The sequence below is a fragment of the Streptomyces sp. NPDC027663 genome, from assembly GCF_055566415.1.
The window spans coordinates 20100-36729 of record NZ_JBVHSK010000019.1; the positions used below are offsets into that span (position 1 = coordinate 20100).

Consider the following 16630-nt stretch of genomic DNA (forward strand, 5'->3'; position numbering starts at 1 on the left):
TCTCGTTCCCTACGGCGGGAGCGGACGGTCCGCAACTGTCCGGCACATTCCGCGCCGCGGACCTGCCGGCCGCACACGTCCGCCCGGCCCCGACGCCCCTACGACATCGACAGTTGCGGGCACATGCGGGCGGTGCCGGGGAGACGGATGTCGGTGCTCAGCCGGCTTGCTGCTGTTCGGGGCCGTGACGGGCATCATTCAGCACCTTCCACCACGAGGCGACATCCGGTCTGCGGCGCAGAAGCGCGCGGCGTTCGCGTTCCGTCATGCCTCCCCAGACGCCGAACTCGATCCGGTTGTCGAGGGCTTCGGCCAGGCACTCGGTCCTAACCGGGCACCCGGCGCACAGCGTTCTCACCCGCTTCTGGCTCGGGCTGTCGCCGAACAACTCCTCCGGGTCACACCCGTGGCAGGCAGCATGCTCCTGCCAGTGCCCCAGCCTGCTCGTCATGGGTTGCCTCCCCGGCCTGCAGCGGCCATGGACCTCACTCTATTACCTGGTCAGAGGCCAAACAGGAACGTGATCAGCGGGTGCCGCAACTGATGTCTCACACGTAGGCGCCGACATGGCGGTGTCCTCGCGACGCAGGAAGCATCTTCGGCTTCGGCCGACGCACAACCCCTCGCGCGGGCGGCCCTTGTGGGTGCTGGCCCGGTGGGCTCCTCTCTTCATCCCGCAGGAGTGATTGGGTCCAGTAGGCAACTTGACGCTGTGTGTGGTGGGTAGCATCCGGCAGCAACAATCCAGGTAGAAGGAGTGTGTTTCTGTGGCTGCCGAGTCCGAGTCGACCATCACCATTCAGAGCGTGTGGGCGCAGCGCTGCGCCGAAGACCTCGCAGCCAACCGCGAGAAGCAGAGCGGTATCACCGCCCAGATCTCCGAGTTGCAGGAGCAGCTCGCACAACTCCGGCAGGACGAGACCTGGTTGGTCGAACGGCAGAAGCACCTCTCCGTGCCGTCGGCTCCAGTCGCCGGGGACGCGGACCAGACACCTGTGGGCAGCGCCGCGCAGGAAGCTGGGGTGGGTGAGGACGCGGCGGCCTCTTCGGTTCCGCAGCCCCGGCAGGAGGCGGCCAAGCCGGCCGGAAAGGAGGCTGCGCCGAAGGCGGCGACCGTCGCGAAGAAGAGCGCAGGCACGGCGGCAGCAGCAAAGAAGGCCACGGCCACCCGTAAGAAGAGCCCCGGCAAGAAGGCGTCGGCAGCGCCGAAGGCCACCGTCGAGAAGACGACGGCCGAGCCCGCCACGAGCAAGACGACCGGGGCGAAGAAGGCGGTGGCCAAGCCCGCGGCGGCGAAGCCTGCGGCGGCGAAGAAGACGGTGCCGGCGCAGGCCGGCGAGGCGAAGCAGCCGCTGCAGGCCCTGGTCCTCGCCATCGTGTCCGCTTCCGCGGAGCCTCGCCTGGCCCGTGAGGTCTTCGACGGACTCGCCCAGCAGCACCCCGACCGGGCGACGTCGGTGCAGACCGTGCGCAACACCCTGGAGGCGCTGGTCAAGAAGCAGTCGATCGAGAAGACCAACCAGCAGGGCTCGGTGATGTACCGCGCGAGGAAGTCCCCTACCGACGCGCCCGCCGCGGATGTTGAGCTCGCGCCGTCCGAGGAGAAGGCACCCGCCCACGCCTAGGTATCCCCCCTCCCCCGCCCCGGCGCCCCTGACTGCGCTGCGGCGCCCCTGGGCGGGCCTGCGCGGGGCCGTGGGCCGGGCCATGGCGCCGGGTGTTCAGGCGTGCCGTAGTCCCGGCCCTTCGCGCAGGCCGGGTTGCAGTCCGGCGTGGCGGGCCTGCTGCTGTGCGGCGGGATCGGTGCGTGGTGCGGCCGCCGGTGCGCTCGCTGTGGCTGTGCGGGCCCGTTCGCGGGACTGGGCCGCGAGACGGGCGGCGCGGGCGACCAGTGTGTCGGGCGCCGGGTAGTCCTGGCGTGCGGCGTTGCTCAGTGCTTTCAGGGCGCGCAGCGTGGCCGGCCGGCTGATGCGCAGGTCCTCGAAGGCCGTACGGGCGTCGGCGGCGGCTGCGCGGGCCTGTTCGACGTCCTCACGGGTCACGGCCGGGCGGCCGAAGTCCACCACCCCGCTGCGGTAGGCGGCCTGGAGTTCCACCAGCCGCCGTTCTCGCCGGCCGATCTCCCGGTACGCGTGGTGGTAGGCGTCCAGGCGAGGCCGCTGCCCTCGATGAGGTGCGTGCGCACCTGGTGCAGGCCGGTGTGGGTGACCGCGGCGGGGAAGATCCGGTGCAGCGCCTCGCGGGCCAGGCGGCGCTGCTCCTGCAGAGTGTGATCCCCTCTTCGGCCCGGGTGACGTGTTGCATGAACGCTTCCTGGACTGCTTTGAGGTCGGCGGCGGTGCGGGCCTGCATCTGTGGTTCGGTGGCCTGCGCCGCGGCGACGATGGCCGCGTGCTTGGCCGGTTCGGCGGCCGCCTCGGCGTCGGCCAGCACGCCCGCGTGCATCAGCAGCGCGTGCCCCACGGTGAGTGCTTCCAGCTCCAGGTGGAGGCGGCGATGATTGTTCACGGCATCGGACACGGATCGGTCCGTGCCGGGCTGCGTGAGGGCGGTGGCGGTGCGGACCAGGCGCTGCATGGCCTTCTCGGCCGCGCGGCGAGCAGTGGGCGACACCAGGCGCCACTGCGCAGCTGCCTGCAGGTCGCCCTCCAGGCGGCGGGGATAGCCGGGGATCCCAGCCGCAGGCGCGGGCGCGGGCGTGGGCGTCTCTGCGGCGGGGGCCGGGGTGGGGGTGGCTGGCTGCTGCTGCGCGGCTGCGACGGCGTCGGCAAGGGCGCGGGCCGCGTCGTCGAGCAGGCTGGGTTCCCCGTCCGCGCCGATGAGGGACACGCGGTGCAGGTAGGCGCGGGCTGCCCGGTTGGCCGGGTGCCCTGGGTCGGGGTAGGCGTCGGCCACGGCAGCGGTCTCGGGCCACCGGGTGATCAGATGATCCAGGAGGGTGCGCTGCGCGGTGTCGGCGAGGTGGCGCAGCTGGCCGATCTCGAAACCGAAGGTGAGCCGGTTGATGTGGGCGAGGGCCGCGAGGAGTTTCTTCGGCTCGGCCTGGGCCGGGCTGTCGGCGACGGCCAGAGCGTTCAGCGTCTGAACAGCGCCCGCGCGCAGCCGCTCGATACCGTCCCGCGTGGGTGCGGTGAACCGGGCGGCGAGATGGTCGAGAACCTCTTGGTGCGGCACGGTGCCGAGGGCGAGAGCCCACACCTGCCCGCCACGCTGCCACGCGCTCGGGGACGGCTCCTCAGGCCGGTAGGGGGTGGGGTCGTCCGGCTGGACGTAGCGCAGGCGGTCATCGAGCCAGTCGGCGGCCTCGGCGGCCAGGGCGTCGTGCAGGGCCGCAGCGCGCGGCCCAGCCTGCGGGTCGGGGGCCTGTCGGGCGGTGGCCAGGGCGCGTTCGGCGTCGGCCAGGAGTTCTGCTGCCGGCAGCGGCCGCCAGGTCGCGCCGTCGTCGTCGCTGGCGTGAGCGGTGACGGTGAGGTTCTCCTCCCGCTCGCTGGTCAAATACCAGCGCATGGCCACGACCGCATCGTTGATCAGCAGCCCCGGACCGGACTCGCTCGGCCAGAACGGGTTGTTGTAGGTGCTGGACAGGGCATACAGGCGGTCGGTGTCAGGCACGTGCGCGCTCTCCCTCGTCCCGGCGGCGTTGAACCGCTGCGGTGACCGGTCGACCTCGAGGCTGCCGGGTCGCGCGGCGGGGGTGGCGGTGCGCCGGGAACGGTCCCGCGGCGTGGGAGAGCGATCGCGGAATGTGTGCCCGGTGAACCGCCGAGCGGACCCCGGCGTGCCGCAGGGGGCGGACACGACAGTGCCCGCCCGGGAGGGATGAAGGGGCCCGGGCGGGCACTGGGAGAAAGGATGCGCCGGCCGTCGCTACGGCCGCGCCGCCATGGAGCAGGGCCGGGCCGCGAGGTCCTCGCCAGGGCGGGCGGAGTCGGACGGGCGGAACGCGGCCGGGCGGGCGGAAGCGAACGGACGGAACTTGCACGGGCGCTGGGACATCGAGACTCCTTGAAAGCGAAGAATGTGTCGGTCGGACAGGGGGGATCTCAGCAGCCGCGGCCCCCAACCACCAGGGACAGAAGCGGGCATAATTCGCTTATTCCTTGGGGTGGGAAAACAGTCGGGGCAGCGGTCTGGGCTGCGGGACAGATCCGCGTTCACGCTCCCTGCGCGGTCCGCCCGGCGAACCGTCCAACCGGCAAGCGGCCGCAGATGCCAATGAACGGTGGGTCACCGGCTCGCCGGCTGGGGACAGTAGCCCGGGGCTGGTTCTCGCGCGTCGGCGTTCGTGTTCGTGCGAAGTGGTGAGCCGAAACGCGCCAGGCAGTGCCAGACCTTCTTGAGCGCCTGTGGGTCGTAGCGGTCTGTGTGGGCAGCATCTCCGATGGTCCGGGGATTAAGCCAGCCGTCGACCGCGATCTCGGCGCCGAGGTCGACGTACTCCTGTCCGCGGTAGTTCGGGTGGCGCCGCAGGTGATCCACGGCGAGTCGGAAGCCGGGATGCCAGTCAACCGCGCAGGGGAGTCGGCGGGCCATGTCTTCCACCGCCGTGCCGCGATAGCTGGGATCCAGGACCAGGGCTTCGACGTCGCGGTCGAACCTGACCGGCCCATGAATCTGCGCTTCGATGTGGCCGTCCAGGGCATCGAGGCCGGCGGCCTCGGCCAGCTGAAGAAGCGAGAAGCTGTCCGCAACTCCGAATACCGAGGGGCCGGTGGAGCTGTCCGGGTAGCAGAACGTCGCTCGCGGGAGAACCTTGCTGATGAGCCTGAAGTACGAAGAGCCGAATCGAGGTGCCCCGCCGACCGCATGTCGCCGGTAGTTCAGCGCTCCGTAGACGGGGCGTTCGTCAGCGGCGGCGTGGTCATAGGCACCTCCGAAGATACGGCTTTCCCAGCGCCACCTGTCCCCGCCTGGGTGGGCGGTCAGACCGCCGTTGCTGGTGCCGGTCACGAACTGCGACCGGTAGATCCCGTCCTCCGCCATCTTGAGCAGGATCGGGCGATCGCCCGCCACTCGGTCGGGGTGGAAGTTCATCGTCAGCCGCAGTCCGCGGTTGAGCGGCCCACCCGAGGACAGCGCCGCGACGTGACGTAGAGCCCTCTCCGCCGGGGAACAAGCGACATCAGTACCCATCTGCGCAGTGTGCCCGAGCTGCATCTGTGACCACACCGGCTTTGAAGCGGCCAGAGAGTTGCTACTGCTGTATCGGGACGCCAAAGACCAGCCCGGTCACGGTCTTCCCCTTCTGAGACCGGCAGCTCGGCGGTGATGCCGAACCTGCTGTTGTCGTCACCGGTCAATGCTGACTGTGCTGGTCCGTGCGGCCAGACTGCCCGCCGTCGAGAGCAGACGCCTGGGCTGTGAGCCACGTAGCCCGAACAGACTGAGCGCCCCGACCTGCTTGTCTCACGACCGCTTCATCCGTGAGGTCGACATGAAGCGGAACGTGAGACCGTGCAGCGAACCGTGAGGCTACATCGGCGGGCGGTGTCAGTCGGTCTGCATCGGCACGTCGATGTAGGTGCGGCTCACCCAGCCCCAGTGGCCCTTGTGGGCGCCGTAGTAGGGCTTGAGGTAGCCCCAGTTGCCCTTGTAGCAGGCCCAGTAGACGCCCTGGCCCTTGGGGAGCAGCCCGAGGCTGGTGTAGCTGGTGCCGGGGCCGGTGCGGAAGTTGACGGTGGCGGTGACCCGGGTGTCGAGCTTGACCTGGTGGGTGCACGCCTTGCTCGTGACCGCGCTCGCCGGTGCGGCCGCTGCGAGCGTCAGGCCGAGTACCGAGGAGGCGGCCACGGCGGTGGCTATTGCCATGGTTCGGGCGCGGTGCGCGGGTGCGGTGCGACGCAGAACGGACGGGAACGGCACGGTGATCTCCCCTTTTGCTCGGTGGTGGTACCGGGAGCCTCCAAGCGGGCGACGGTCCGGAACCGGTGCCGGGCCTGGGCGTGCCAGGCCCCGGCATGGCGATCCGGGGTGCCGTTCCGCGAGGTGGGACCACTCCCCCCTTCGGCCCGGATTCAGGCGGTGGCCGGTGCGGCCGCGGTGGGGGTGGGGGTCCAGAGCAGGAGCGCGCACAGGGCGGCGGCCGGCAGCGGGAGGGCGAAGTGGCCGCCGAGCGGTCCGGCCAGGGCGGTGCCGCCGGCCAGGCCCAGCCGCATCGCGCTGGACATCCAGCCCACCGCCTCGGTGGAGGTGCCGGCCGGGGCTAGCGCGGTCAGGGTGAGGCTGGCCACGGTCAGCAGGGGGACGAACAAGGCACCCGGCAGCACCGCCGCGGCGAGCACGGCCGGGGCCGGGAGCGGGGCGAGCAAGGGGAGCCACCCGGCGGCGAACAGGGCGGCCACTAGGCCGTGTATCGAAAGTGGATCTTGGGCTGTGAATGATCACGTTCATGGGTCGGGGAGATCTCACGGACGAGCAGTGGGCGGTGCTGGAGCCGTTGTTGCCGAAGGGAGCCAGGGCAGGGCGGCCGCCCGTCTGGCCCCGGCGGCGACTGATCGACGGCATACGGTTCCGGGTCCGGACCGGTGTTCCGTGGCGGGACGTCCCTGTCGAGTACGGACCGTGGAGCCGGGTCTATGACCTGTTCCGCCGGTGGCAGCGAGACGGAACCTGGCACAGGGTCCTCACCCGGCTCCAGTCCCTGGCCGACGCAAAGGGGGCGATCACGTGGGACCTGAGCGTCGACTCCACAGTCTGCCGCGCCCACCAGCACGCGGCCGGGGCCCGCAGGCAGGGCGACCTGCAAAAGGAACCCCCCGGTGGCGTCTTCATCGAGCCCCGTGATCACGGGCTGGGACGCTCGCGTGGCGGGTTCACTACCAAGCTGCACTTGGCCGTCGAGCAGGGCCAGAAGCCCCTGTCGATCGTGATCACGGCCGGGCAGCGCGGGGACTCGCCGCAGTTCGAACCAGTGCTGGACAAGGTCCGAGTACCCCGCCTCGGGCCGGGCCGGCCACGTGTCCGTCCCGATCGAGTGCGTGCTGACAAGGCGTACGCCTCCCGCAGGCCGTGCCTATCTGCGTCGCCGCGGGATCCGCTGCACCATCCCGGACAAGGTCGACCAGGCACGCAACCGCCAGAAACGCGGCTCCCGCGGCGGTCGCCGCCGCACTTTGACCCGGCCGACTACCGCCAGCGTCACGCGGTCGAGTGCGGGATCAACCGACTCAAGAGGCACCGCGCCGTCGCCACGCGGTACGACAAGCTCGCCGTCCGCTACGAGGCGACAGTCCTGGTCGCGGCGATCAACGAGTGGCTGTAATCCTTCACTGAAAAGGCATGGGGGTCCACGGCAACGCCTCCCGCCACCCCTGTCGATCGTGAGCCCAGTCCATCATCACCTTGGCGGTCGACTCTTCCGGGCCGAACACTTCATGGAGCCTTGGAACGTGGGCCTGGTAGTGCTTGTCTGCACTGCCTTCGCGGTACTCGACCTGGTAGCTGAAGTCGTCGTTCAGGTACACCTGAATGTAGTGCTGATCCACAGGCTCCAGATCGAGTCTTTTCAGGATCACAAACCGGTGCGACAGATTCATCTCAGACAGCAGGTCATGGACAGCCTCCTCGGTCGGATCGTCCACGGTACGACCGCCCGCTTCAACTACACGCAGCACTGGCTTCAGCATGCACGCGACTGTACCGACCCACAGGATTCAGCTGCCCAGCGGTGCACTTCCGCAACAGGCCCTAAAGCCCACTCCCGCACCTGGGCCGCCGTACGCCAGCCGGCCGCGAGGTCTTCCAGCGGCGCCGTGTCGGCAAGGTCCCGCAGGACATCACGGAGGTCGCCGTCATGCGGCCTACCCCACCGCGTGGATCAACCACGCCGGGCGGACCCCGCAGGGCACGCTGTGGTGGGACCGCTATGACGAGCCGGCGCCCGAGCTCAACGTGCACAACAGGCCCCCGGCCGAGTGGGCCGCGTACTTCGATGCGGTGACGGTCGCGGGCCGGCGGGCGCGCAACGCCTACCAGAACCGCTACCAGGGCGTGCGGGGTCATCGCGAGCACGTGTACCGGTACGGCGAGTCGCTGGAGAGCGAGGCCCGCCGCTACGCCTCCGCCTTCCGCGAGCCGGATGTGAAGGGACCGGACGTACGGCGGGACGATCTGCACGGCGCCCTGCGGCTCGTGCTCCCGCCCGGGCTGCACCCGCATCGTTCACGACAGCCGCCGCGACCCCGCCGAACGCGCCGCCATGCTGCTCGACCACATCGGCTACGGCAACCTCCCCCACCACTCCGCCTGGAGCAGCACCGAACGAGCGGCGTTCGAGGAACTCGCCCACGACCGACTCTTCGACACGCCACCGCCCATCGACGCGGACGACGAGATTCCCGTGGTCCGGCGGGCCGCACTCGAACGCGCCCAGGCCGGCGCGCGGCAGCCCGAGACTCACCTGACGTTCCAGGTACGCGTAGCCGAGGGCGCGGATCTGCCACTGCACGACGTCAAGGCATCGTGGGTCACCTTCGTCGACTCCCCCGGCATCGAGGTCAAGCTGGCGGGCATGTCCTGGCGCCACGAGCAGCAGCCCTGGCACACGCACCGCGCCGCCTTCGCCCCGCCACTGGACGCCGCGATCAAACCGGCCTACCAGCGGGACGCCGCCGCCTCCTACCGGGCCCGCTACAGCGACCTCGGTGACCTGCTGCCCGGGCAGGGACCGCGCCGTGCGGAGACGGCGTCGCCGTTCGAGGGCCGGGAGGCGGACATCCACGCCATGGCGGCCCGCCTGCACGAGGGCGTCGCCCGCCGGGCGGAGCGACGTGCCGCCGGGCTCCCGGCGCCGGTTCCTCCCGCGGCCCCAATCCAGCCGGGCGCTGAGCAGCATCCCCGCCGGCCCGGGCCAGGGATCCGGTAGTCGCGAGCCACCACACCCATGCCCTGCTCTACCGCTCTACCGCGCACGACGCCGGGCCGGCGTCGTGCGCGGCGACGGAACCTCCGGCGGGCCTCAGCGCGTCAGGTCAGGCAGGTCAGCCCAGGACTCGACGTGCTTCAGCCCACAGCTGCTCGAACTCTTCCGCGGAGATCTCTGCCGCCTGGGGCTGGGTCTGCCAGCCGTCCAAGGGGGCGTCGGCGAGAACGCCGTACTGCTGTTCATAGCGGTCCATCGCCGGCGGATCGGCATGATCACCGTAACCGCCTCTGTCGCGTAAATAACAGCAGTTCAGAGCGTTGCGATCGTCGTGCAGGCTGCTCGTTTTATGGGGACGGTGGGGTCAGGAAGGCTTGACCGCCGAGACAGGGGTGACGGTCACCTTGTTGTCGCACTCGGCCCACACCCCGTCGTTCAGGGCGACCTGGTGCTTCCCGGAGTGCGGCAGCCCGATGACCATCGTCGGATACGTCACCGGGTCCTTGCCCGACACGCAGTAGCCGTCGGCCTCCCCCTGGACCTGGACGAAGGTCAGTTTCACCCACGCCTTGCCGTGCGGCCGGACCGTCACGGTGGCCGCCCTGCCGGCGGGGGTGACCTTGAGCGGGGTGTTGTGGGCGGGGGAGCCGTTGCCGGCGCCCGCGACCGTCGGATGGCCCTTCAGGACGCACGTCCTCCGGGAGACGTTGGTGAACTGCACGACCGCCGCCCCGGTCCCGGTCCCGACGGGCCGGTGGACGGCTTGCCAGGCGCTGACCTGGAGGGCGGAGGCCGGGCAGGCGGGCGGCGGGGTGGAGGTGGTGGTGCTCGCCGCCATGGCGGTGCCGGGCAGGATGCCGGTCACCGCCGCCGCGACGGCCGTGACCGCCGTCGTCGCCAGAGCCGCCCTGCGAATGCCGTTGCTGTGACGCATGCTGTCGTCCCCCTGAGTCGTCTCGTCCGCGGGTTTCGGTCGTCGGTTGTTGCCCCGCGGTACGCGTGGTCGTGGTACGTGAGTGCAGACAGGGCGGGAGAGCGGCAGCGTTCCGTGCGGCGACTACTTGTGACGGAACGGTGACGACAGGCTGCACCCGTGCAGATGGCCGTCAGGACAGACAGAAGCACCTCCAGCGCGCCACGGGTCTTGCCACGCCCCCGGCGCGCACCGAAGGTACGCTGAGTTGCTGACCTGCGAGTTTCCAAGTTGCGCAAGTGCAGCACCTCTTCCAGGGAGGCCGCCGTCACCGGCCGCGCGTCTGTTCCCCGGACCTCGACGTGGCGCGTGGCCCAGCCCTCGTCATCGCCTCGAAATACAGCCACAGGTCTTCGTCTTCGCAGTAGGTGCGGAACCAGGTCGTCACACGCTCATCCTGGCCCACGCAGCTTTGCGCGCCCATCGAAGCGTTCCTCCCACTGAGGTGCTGCCGGACCTTCACGGGTTCGATAGTCTCGAGGGGACTTCCCAGCCACCTCGATGTTCGCGCCACGCGGTCCGGAGGGCCTCGAGTTCGGCGCGGGGGAAGTGCTCACCCCACTTGCCGCGGTATGCGCTCTCGCCGTACTCCCTCACGACCTCGTCGAAGCATCGGATCACTGCTCGGGCAACGACGTCGATGCTCTGCTGGGTGGACCAGATCTCGGTCCCCTTGTTGTCGTGGTCACTGCCGTGGGCGAGCTCCAGTAGACGGATCCACACGTCGGTGCCGTCACGGTAGAAGATCCACCGGAAGGCGGTGGGCTCGGCCTCGAACTGTGCTCGGCACTCGGTCTCGCCATCGACCAGCCGTGTCACCGTCCTCAGGAGATCTTCGGGGGCAGCGGTGATATACGAGGCCGTGACTTCGGCTCTCGCCTCTTGGTCGCTGACGGTGCAATCGGCCCAGCCACGTCCGGACAGGACCCAGGCGAGACGCAGGCGGGTCATTCTCATTCCCCTCAACGAGTCACGGGTTCCTGCGCTGAGCACCCAGGGACCTCCCATCCGAGTTTGGGGGATGTCGAGACTGCTGACCAGCGGATTCTCCGACGCTGACTGCCCCTCAGTGAGGGTGGCTTGCACGTCCATACCGAAGGACGCGAAGACGAGCTCGGGGTCCAAAGGGTTCACGAGGCGCCCCGTCGGGTGCTGCGGATCGTGCACGGTGGGAAGCCGCAGAGCAAGGCAGGTGAGTTACCGGCCCGCCGCGGTCAGCGCTAGGTCGTCGCTCTGCAGGCGGGCGGGTTGCCGCACCGAGCGGGCGGCGTACGTGAAGGTGAAGGTGGTCAGGGAATGAGTCCGCCGTTCACGGCGCGGTCGTAGAGCCGCTGGTGCCACTCGTTCGCGCCTGGTTCGGGTGCGTCCGTCAGGACTGGGTTCGGGCCTGTCTCGATGAGGTGCAGGAGCGTCCAGGCGACGCCGTAGCAGTCGTCCGGGCCGAAGCACGAGACGAGTGCGAGGTCAGCCGCTCGGCGAACAGCGCATCCCACTCGGCGACCCGCAGGGGCGCTCCTCGTTGTCTCTCACTGGGACAGGCTTGTTGTCACCAGAGCGCCTTGGCGGAGCGGGGCACGCCCTATCAAGTCAAGATCGTCAGAGGCTCCCGAGCGGAGCCGTGGCGGGCTCCCCCCCCCGTGATCAGGACCGGAGGGCCTGTGAGCAGCGCTCCGAGGTTGTCGCAGGAAGGACAGGCGGCCGGCCAGGATGCAGAGCGAAGAGAGCCGCGCTATTGAACTTGAAAGCGTGATGTCGGCTCCTGGGATCAGGTGGTCACCGCTTGCGATTGGGTCTCCACTTGTAAGCTCCTGGTGCCGTCTCGATGACTTCGCGGGGCCAGGCCAGTCGGACCTGTTCCAGGCGCCCGCGGTGCTCGGCGATCCAGTCTCCCTGGGGTCGGATTCCCAGCGCTGCCGTAAGGCGGTCTGGGTCGCTGACCTGGATCGACAGCCAGCCGTCTTCGTGCACGTGGATGTCGAGGCTCAGGCCGCGGTCTCCGCCGATGCTGACCGTCTGGCCTGGTCCCAGGTTGGACAGCTCCTGCTCCCAGGAGTCCAGGTCATGCTGGAAGAGGTAAAGGTCGAGCCGGGCGTCGACGAAACTCGCGGAGACGAGCACGTCCGCGTGCAGAATGTCGTGGCCGGTCAGCACGCCCGGCTGCGACCGTCCTGTGACGCGCACGATACAGCGGTTCCCATCCGGATCGGCGAGGTGGATCAGATCCATCGGAGCGGGTTCCGTCATTGCGTTGCTCGCTTTCGTGCGCTGGCGTGGGCTGCATCGTCTCCTATCGCCGGACGAGCGACACAGTCAGGCCCGGGCCTGGAGAGTCACGTGCCCAGGGGCCAAGCCGGTGCCGGCAAGACAGCCGTCGATCACGTCTGACCGGTACTGGAGCCTCTTGAGCCGATGCTTGACCGCCCGGGTGACTTGGCTGAGGCTGGCGGCGGCAAGGTTGCCGATGTCGCGCTTGACCAGGGACCACACACCCTCGGTTGGGTTGAGGTCGGGCGCGTAGGCGGGCAGCTGAACGACGGTAAGCCACTCGGCGTTCGCGTCGATGAACTCCCGCAGCGGCTTCGTCAGATGCAGTCGGAGGTCTTGGTTGTTGAGTGGTCAGTTGTTGCTCGGGGTGAGGCGGCCCTCGAAGGCGATCTGGAACGCGTTCAGGGGCGCCTTCCAGCGCATGGTCCACCTCTTGCGGCCCTTGCCGTCGGGTCCAGGCTCATCAGCGCCATGTAGATGCACTTGAGGGCGGCGGCCTCGTTGGGGAAGTGCCCGCGGGCACGGACGGCCTTGCGTATGCGGGCGTTGACGCTCTCGATCACGTTCGTGCTGCAGATGACCTTGCGGCTCTCGACGTCGAAGGAGAGGAAGGGCACGAACTCGGCCCAGGCGTCCGACCACAGCTTCACGATTGCCGGGTACTTCCGTCCCCAGGACTCCTGGAACTCCAGGAACCGCTCCGTGGCCGCGTCCTCGCTGGGCGCGGTGTAGACGGGCTTGAGGGCCTTGGCGACCTTGTCCCAGTCCTGACGGGCGGCGTAGCGGAACGAGTTCCGCAGCAGGTGAACCACGCACGTCTGGACGATCGTGCGAGGCCAGACGGTCTCCACCGCTTCGGGCAGGCCCTTGAGCCCGTCGCAGACCAGCATCAGCACGTCGTCCAGGCCGCGGTTCTTCAACTCGGTGAACACGTGCAGCCAATACTTGGCGCCCTCGCCGCCGTCGCCGGCCCAGATGCCGAGGATGTCGCGGGTGCCGTCCACGGTCACAGCCATCACCACGTAGATCGGACGGTTCGCGACCTGCCCGTCCCTGATCTTGACGTTGATGGCGTCGACGAACAGGACCGGGTAGACGCGGTCGAGGGGGCGGTTCTGCCATTCGACCATGCCGTCCATCACCTTGTCGGTGATGGTGGAGATGGTCTGCTTGGACACCTCCGCCCCGTAGACCTCGGCGAGATGAGCCGAGATCTCCCCGTGCGTCAGTCCCTTCGCGGACAGGGACAGCACCATGTCGTCGACGCCGGTCAGGCGGCGCTGCCGCTTCTTGACGATCTGCGGTTCGAAGGTGCCGGCGGTGTCGCGGGGCACCTTCACCCCCACCGGGCCGACTTCGGTCAGCACGGTCTTCGCCCGGTGCCATTGCGGCTGTTGCCGTTGTTCTTCCCGGCCGGGTCGTGCTTCTCGTAGCCGACGTGGTCGGTGATCTCACCCTCCAGGGCGGACTCCAGCACCCGCTTGGTCAGCTGCTGCAACAGCCCGCCCTCGCCGGTCAGCTGCAGCCCCTCGTTGCGGGCCCGGTCAACCAGCATCGCAACGAGCTGCTCGTCCGACACCGCACTCGACGGTGCCTGAACCACCGGCTCGGCCTGCTCATTCTCCACGGCGGTCTCCGTCATCAGACGCGTCTCCTTGATCATCAGATCCGCCGTTGATTAGACACTCCCGCCCCTGAACACCGCCGGGCCGGCTACGTCCTGGCCGTCTCCAGCACCCACCCGATCACCACGCACGCTGGGAAGTTCCAGGCGAAGACCCGACCGCGCGGATCCCGAAGCGGGCCTGGCAGCGACTGTCGGCCGGTGCGGGTGCGAAGGGCGAGCGGTACTACGACTGGGCACAGGTCGACATCCACGACCCCGCCGGTCGGCCCGGCCACTGGTGCCTGCTGGTCCGCCGCAACCGTCGCACCGGCGAACTCGCCTTCTACCGCTGCTTCTCACCCCGGCCGGTGGCACTGTCCGAACTGGTACGGGTGGCCGGACGACGCTGGTCGATCGAGGGGACGTTCCGGGCCGGCAAGGGCCTGACCGGCCTGGACGAGCACCAGGTTCGCCGCTGGACCTCCTGGCACCGCTGGGTCACGCTCGCAATGCTCGCCCACGCCTTCCTTGCCGTCACCGCAGCCACCGAACGCCGCGAACGGCCCGCCCTCAACGGCCTGATCGCTTTGACCGGCAACGGGATCCAGCACCTGTTCGCGGCCCTGATCAGCCCGTTCCACGACCTCGCACACCGCCTGCGCTGGTCACACTGGCGACGCCGACACCAAGCCCGTGCCCGAGCCTGCCACTACCGACGGCAAGCAGCTGGCCAGCCATAGAGCTTCGCGTCCCCTGAGCAGGGGCGATATCCAGATGTCGCGAGGTCCGTGCCGGTGCATACTTCCTCACCGTGGAAATCATGACAGGCGAGCTGCGGCGCCTTCGATCTGGACCGAGCGCCGAGGACGACGACGCGCCCCGGCCGTTTCTCGTGCGCCTCCGGTTCACTGCCCAGGACCCGGCCCAGGTCATCGACAACGCGTGTGCGGTGCTGACGTGCGTTGTCTCCCAGATGGGTGACTGGCCGGCAGAAGAGCTTTGGCCGCAGCTGCTGCCAGCCTGGTTCATCCAGCGGTGCGCACCCGAGACCCCGGAACCGGAACATGACGAACCCTTCGACATGGAGGCGTGGCTGCGTCAATGGCGCGCGATGACGCCAAAGGAGAGAGCGGCCGTCGACCAGGGACCGTGGACGCTCTCAGGATGGTTGTACTACTTCGACCCGACCGAAGAAGGAATGGGAGACGATCGCAGCTGGTGGTGGTGGCACGCAGGAACCGACGAGTCGGGCGGCTGGGTGCAGGTGGCCACCACTGGCTGGCCCTTCGGCAGCGGTTCGCTGTCCTGGCTGATCGAGGCCAGTGGTGGCGTGGATCTCGTCTACGGGCCATAAGCAGCGACTCGTCATGATCGCGAACTACGGCTGGAGTACTAGCCCCTTCCTGAAAGACGTGCCCCACGGCTGCACAGATCCGGCCGTGGTCGCCGCGGAACCCGCGGCAGCCGGACTGACCCTGGCCAGGATCACCGGCGGTCGAGGGGCCCAATACTCATCCATCCCAGACTGCCAGCACGTCGCAACCGGACATGCGCCTGCACGCGGCGTGCCACCGCCGGAACCTCACCGCCATCTCACGGTCCACCAGTCGTGCTGCACCGGCCGGCCACCCGATACGAGAAGCAGGTGATAGCGGCCGGGCCGGTCATGCCAGGCGGAGTACTCTGGAACGGAAAGCCCGGCGTTCACCAGACAGCCCGCCCCCCTTGCGCATACCTCGTGCAGTTGGCATACCGCGGGGATCATAAGGCGTCAGCGCCTTGACACTACGATTTGAAAATCAGTAGACGATAAGAGCATCCCTGATCAACTGGGCGGCAGCAGTAGCGTCCAACTGTCTGATAGCGAACATGGCGAACTTCTGACCGCAACCCCTCATCGGGCGTCCTGTGCAGAAGAGAGGCGCCTCGGTGGCGGGCCGCCCATCCAACCACCACCGAGGCTAAAGGGTGTTGCACAAGGCCGTGATCTGGGCATCTCCTCGGTATGGCCGCGGTGTTACGTGCTGACCGGGTGTGGGTGGAGACGTTCACGGGGCTGCGGATGACGCAGTTTTCGGGTCTGTTGAAGGTGGTGCGGTAGCGCGGCGGCAACGGCACTCTGCGCGGCCGGCCGTGGTCTTTGCCGCTTGCCGAGCGGGTCCTGATGGTCGCGGTGTACTACCGCACGAACTTGACCATGCGGCAGCTGGGTGCGTTGTTCGGTGTCTCCTCGTCCACGGTATGCCGTGTGATCCAGCGGCTTGGACCGCTGCTGGCGCTCGAGCCGGTGTCCCGCTCCGCCGACGTCCCTGACCGGATGTGGATCGTGGACGGCACCCTCGTGCCGGTCCGTGACCGCGGTGTGGGCGCCTCCTCCCGCAACTACCGGTTCTCGGCGAACGTGCAGGTCATCGTAGACGCGGAGACCCGCCTCGTGGTGGCGGCGGCCCGACCTGTGCCCAGCACACCGCGGATGCCAGAGCCTGGCGGGATTCCGGTCTCGCCGAGCACTGCCACGGTGTGACCGTGCTCGGCGACGGCGCCTACATCAATACCGGCCTGGTCGTCCCGCACCGCAAACGGCCCGGACGGGCGCTGCTGAAGGGCGAGGAAGAGGACAATGCCGCCCACCGCAAGGTCCGTGCTCGCGTGGAGCATGTCTTCTCCCGGATGAAGAACTACAAGATCCTCCGCGACTGCCGGCAGCGCGGCGACGGTCTCCATCACGCCGTCCAGGCCGTTGCCCGCATGCACAACCTCGCCCTCGCCGCGTGATCACGCAGGCTCGCCACCTGCCCGGCTGCCCGATCACGGCCTTGTGTAACACCCTTTAGGCGTCGGCAGCGGTCGGCGAAGCGACTTGGCCGGGAGCTGCTTTGGCGCGAGTGATCATGGTCGCGTAAGCTTCCGGCGCGTCGGGCAGTCT

Annotated in this window: 16 protein-coding genes and 4 pseudogenes; 6 read left to right on the plus strand and 14 right to left on the minus strand. The window is 69.0% G+C overall.

Features of this window, described 5'->3' with window-relative positions; translation table 11 throughout:
* Positions 1-157: 157 nt before the first annotated feature.
* Positions 158-451: a WhiB family transcriptional regulator gene (locus ACZ4SF_RS33505; protein WP_468392072.1), complete on the minus strand. Its 294-nt coding sequence runs from the start codon at positions 449-451 to the stop codon at positions 158-160.
* A gap of 316 nt (positions 452-767) precedes the next feature.
* Between ACZ4SF_RS33505 and ACZ4SF_RS33510 the strand changes: the two genes are divergently transcribed.
* The gene (locus tag ACZ4SF_RS33510; RefSeq protein WP_468392074.1) at positions 768-1625 is read left to right on the plus strand and encodes a hypothetical protein; all 858 of its coding nucleotides are present in this window, start codon (positions 768-770) and stop codon (positions 1623-1625) included.
* A gap of 96 nt (positions 1626-1721) precedes the next feature.
* Here ACZ4SF_RS33510 and ACZ4SF_RS33515 read toward each other — a convergent pair whose 3' ends face one another.
* The 6 genes from ACZ4SF_RS33515 to ACZ4SF_RS33540 all read right to left on the minus strand — a co-directional run bounded on the left by ACZ4SF_RS33515 (position 1722) and on the right by ACZ4SF_RS33540 (position 6341).
* Positions 1722-2096, minus strand: coding sequence for a hypothetical protein (locus tag ACZ4SF_RS33515; protein ID WP_468392076.1), 375 nt, complete (start codon positions 2094-2096; stop codon positions 1722-1724).
* Complete coding sequence (locus ACZ4SF_RS33520) at positions 2032-3612, minus strand: hypothetical protein (RefSeq protein WP_468392077.1); 1581 nt, start codon at positions 3610-3612, stop codon at positions 2032-2034. The genes ACZ4SF_RS33515 and ACZ4SF_RS33520 overlap by 65 nt, the downstream gene beginning before the upstream one ends.
* A 255-nt stretch (positions 3613-3867) precedes the next feature.
* A complete protein-coding gene (locus ACZ4SF_RS33525) occupies positions 3868-3996 on the minus strand; it encodes a hypothetical protein (RefSeq protein WP_468392079.1) in 129 nt (42 codons plus the stop codon).
* A gap of 231 nt (positions 3997-4227) precedes the next feature.
* Complete coding sequence (locus tag ACZ4SF_RS33530; RefSeq protein WP_468392081.1) at positions 4228-5133, minus strand: DUF3626 domain-containing protein; 906 nt, start codon at positions 5131-5133, stop codon at positions 4228-4230.
* Between the two features lie 357 nt (positions 5134-5490).
* Positions 5491-5808, minus strand: coding sequence for an SH3 domain-containing protein (locus tag ACZ4SF_RS33535; protein ID WP_468392083.1), 318 nt, complete (start codon positions 5806-5808; stop codon positions 5491-5493).
* A gap of 206 nt (positions 5809-6014) precedes the next feature.
* Entirely contained in the window at positions 6015-6341 is a 327-nt protein-coding gene (locus ACZ4SF_RS33540) for a hypothetical protein (protein WP_468392085.1), read from the minus strand.
* A gap of 35 nt (positions 6342-6376) precedes the next feature.
* Between ACZ4SF_RS33540 and ACZ4SF_RS33545 the strand changes: the two genes are divergently transcribed.
* Positions 6377-7261: an IS5 family transposase gene (locus tag ACZ4SF_RS33545; protein WP_468392087.1), complete on the plus strand. Its 885-nt coding sequence runs from the start codon at positions 6377-6379 to the stop codon at positions 7259-7261.
* Positions 7262-7265: 4 nt separating this feature from the next.
* Here the strand turns inward: ACZ4SF_RS33545 and ACZ4SF_RS33550 are convergent, their stop codons facing one another.
* The gene (locus ACZ4SF_RS33550) at positions 7266-7625 is read right to left on the minus strand and encodes a hypothetical protein (RefSeq protein ID WP_229869656.1); all 360 of its coding nucleotides are present in this window, start codon (positions 7623-7625) and stop codon (positions 7266-7268) included.
* A 572-nt stretch (positions 7626-8197) separates the two neighbouring features.
* Here ACZ4SF_RS33550 and ACZ4SF_RS33555 point away from each other — a divergent pair.
* On the plus strand, positions 8198-8863 hold the full coding sequence (locus tag ACZ4SF_RS33555; RefSeq protein ID WP_468392089.1) for a hypothetical protein: 666 nt from the start codon (positions 8198-8200) through the stop codon (positions 8861-8863).
* A gap of 115 nt (positions 8864-8978) precedes the next feature.
* On the opposite strand, the gene ACZ4SF_RS33560 is transcribed toward ACZ4SF_RS33555, so the two are convergent.
* From ACZ4SF_RS33560 to ACZ4SF_RS33585, 6 genes and pseudogenes are all read right to left on the minus strand, one after another.
* Positions 8979-9116 carry a hypothetical protein gene (locus tag ACZ4SF_RS33560; protein ID WP_468392091.1) on the minus strand — a complete coding sequence of 46 codons (138 nt, stop codon included), beginning with the start codon at positions 9114-9116 and terminating at the stop codon, positions 8979-8981.
* A gap of 108 nt (positions 9117-9224) precedes the next feature.
* Entirely contained in the window at positions 9225-9794 is a 570-nt protein-coding gene (locus ACZ4SF_RS33565) for a DUF4232 domain-containing protein (protein ID WP_468392092.1), read from the minus strand.
* A 498-nt stretch (positions 9795-10292) separates the two neighbouring features.
* Positions 10293-10967: a hypothetical protein gene (locus ACZ4SF_RS33570; protein ID WP_468392094.1), complete on the minus strand. Its 675-nt coding sequence runs from the start codon at positions 10965-10967 to the stop codon at positions 10293-10295.
* Positions 10968-11606: 639 nt separating this feature from the next.
* Positions 11607-12059 (minus strand): DUF5959 family protein, encoded by a 453-nt coding sequence (locus tag ACZ4SF_RS33575; protein WP_468392096.1) that lies wholly within the window; start codon positions 12057-12059, stop codon positions 11607-11609.
* An 84-nt stretch (positions 12060-12143) separates the two neighbouring features.
* A pseudogene (locus ACZ4SF_RS33580) lies at positions 12144-12434 on the minus strand (transposase); the annotation flags it as partial.
* A gap of 15 nt (positions 12435-12449) precedes the next feature.
* Positions 12450-13653, minus strand: a pseudogene (locus tag ACZ4SF_RS33585) (IS256 family transposase).
* Positions 13654-13788: 135 nt separating this feature from the next.
* Here ACZ4SF_RS33585 and ACZ4SF_RS33590 point away from each other — a divergent pair.
* The 3 genes and pseudogenes from ACZ4SF_RS33590 to ACZ4SF_RS33600 form a co-directional block, all read left to right on the plus strand.
* Positions 13789-14444, plus strand: a pseudogene (locus tag ACZ4SF_RS33590) (transposase family protein); the annotation flags it as partial.
* 80 nt (positions 14445-14524) lie between these two features.
* Positions 14525-15058: a hypothetical protein gene (locus ACZ4SF_RS33595; RefSeq protein ID WP_468392251.1), complete on the plus strand. Its 534-nt coding sequence runs from the start codon at positions 14525-14527 to the stop codon at positions 15056-15058.
* A 651-nt stretch (positions 15059-15709) separates the two neighbouring features.
* Positions 15710-16479 (plus strand): annotated as a pseudogene (locus ACZ4SF_RS33600) (transposase family protein).
* The last annotated feature ends 151 nt before the right edge of the window (positions 16480-16630 follow it).

Coding starts and splice junctions, on each gene's coding strand:
- ACZ4SF_RS33505 (WP_468392072.1), bottom strand. CDS start 451: ATGACGAGCAGGCTGGGGCACTGGCAGGAGCATGCTGCCTGCCACGGG.
- ACZ4SF_RS33525 (WP_468392079.1), bottom strand. CDS start 3,996: ATGTCCCAGCGCCCGTGCAAGTTCCGTCCGTTCGCTTCCGCCCGCCCG.
- ACZ4SF_RS33530 (WP_468392081.1), bottom strand. CDS start 5,133: ATGGGTACTGATGTCGCTTGTTCCCCGGCGGAGAGGGCTCTACGTCAC.
- ACZ4SF_RS33535 (WP_468392083.1), bottom strand. CDS start 5,808: ATGGCAATAGCCACCGCCGTGGCCGCCTCCTCGGTACTCGGCCTGACG.
- ACZ4SF_RS33545 (WP_468392087.1), top strand. CDS start 6,377: ATGATCACGTTCATGGGTCGGGGAGATCTCACGGACGAGCAGTGGGCG.
- ACZ4SF_RS33550 (WP_229869656.1), bottom strand. CDS start 7,625: ATGCTGAAGCCAGTGCTGCGTGTAGTTGAAGCGGGCGGTCGTACCGTG.
- ACZ4SF_RS33555 (WP_468392089.1), top strand. CDS start 8,198: ATGCTGCTCGACCACATCGGCTACGGCAACCTCCCCCACCACTCCGCC.
- ACZ4SF_RS33560 (WP_468392091.1), bottom strand. CDS start 9,116: ATGGACCGCTATGAACAGCAGTACGGCGTTCTCGCCGACGCCCCCTTG.
- ACZ4SF_RS33565 (WP_468392092.1), bottom strand. CDS start 9,794: ATGCGTCACAGCAACGGCATTCGCAGGGCGGCTCTGGCGACGACGGCG.
- ACZ4SF_RS33575 (WP_468392096.1), bottom strand. CDS start 12,059: ATGGATCTGATCCACCTCGCCGATCCGGATGGGAACCGCTGTATCGTG.
- ACZ4SF_RS33595 (WP_468392251.1), top strand. CDS start 14,525: ATGACAGGCGAGCTGCGGCGCCTTCGATCTGGACCGAGCGCCGAGGAC.